This is a genomic window from Corynebacterium sp. HMSC058E07, assembly GCF_001809885.1.
Taxonomy (GTDB): domain Bacteria; phylum Actinomycetota; class Actinomycetes; order Mycobacteriales; family Mycobacteriaceae; genus Corynebacterium; species Corynebacterium macclintockiae.
Genome location: NZ_KV799240.1, coordinates 1 through 1,108, shown reverse-complemented (window position 1 = coordinate 1,108; position 1,108 = coordinate 1). Strand labels below are relative to the sequence as shown.

General features: G+C 57.9%; 1 protein-coding gene. It reads right to left on the bottom strand.

The genetic code is table 11. The features are described from left to right. Positions 1-1,108: IS256-like element IS3506 family transposase (locus tag HMPREF2678_RS00960; protein ID WP_070550540.1), on the bottom strand; the 1,108-nt coding region annotated here is incomplete at both ends.

The following is a 1,108-nucleotide window of genomic DNA, read 5'->3' as shown; positions in this document are numbered from 1 at the left end:
TAGGCGGTTAGCTGGTGGTGGTCGTCACGATGTTCTCCTGGGTGGTGCATGAGGTGCTTGGTGTGTTCGAGTGCGGTCAGTGACATGTAGCGTTTTTGTTGGATCCAATCGTCGTGTTGCTCGGCTAGGACCGCACCGACAAGCCGGATGATGGATTCACGGTTTGGGAAAATGCCGACGACGTCGGTGCGCCGGCGGATCTCTCGGTTTAACCGTTCTGTGGGGTTGTTTGACCACACCTTCGTCCAGACTGGTTTCGGCACTGCGGTAAACGCCAGTACTTCATCGAGTGATTCCTCCAAATACGCCGCGACGTGAGGGAATTTCGGCTCCAGTAGGTCGACAACTTCGCGGGCTTGAGCCCAAGTGGATGTGGCGTCAGGTTGCTGGAAGATTGTCTGGAACATCGCAGAGACCATCGGCCATTGTGTTTTCGGGACCTTTTCGTAGAGGTTCTTCGCGAAATGGGTGCGGCACCGCTGCCACGACGCATTGGGCAGCACTTCGGAAATGGCGTGCTGGATGCCTTCGTGGGCATCACTGGTGATAAGGAATACCCCAGTAAGTCCGCGGGCTTTTAAGTCCTGGAAGAAGCCTTTCCACGACGCGTTGGATTCCGCGGTGGCGACGTGCATGCCGAGCATTTCGCGATACCCGTCGGCGTTGACTCCGGTGGCAAGCAGCACTGAGCATTTGACCACCCGGCCGCCTTCACGGACTTTGATCGTGAGCGCATCGCACGATAAAAAGGCGTACCCGCCGGGGTCTAGTGGGCGGTTTTTGAAGTCTGCGACCATGTCGTCGAGTTCTTCTGACATGCGTGAGACTTGCGATTTCGACATGCTGGAAATCCCAAGTGTAGCCACCAGATCATTCATCCTGCGGGTGGAAACCCCCTTAAGGTAGCACGTGGCGATCACAGTCGATAAGGCTCGTTCTGCTCGTGAGCGGCGCTCTAACAGCCAGTCTGGGAAGAACGCGCCGTGGCGCAGTTTCGGCACCGCCACGTCGATCGTGCCGACACGGGTGTCAAGGTCGCGGTGGCGATACCCGTTGCGGTGGTTGACCCGATCGGTGGATACAACCCCGTATTCGGCGCCGCAGACGG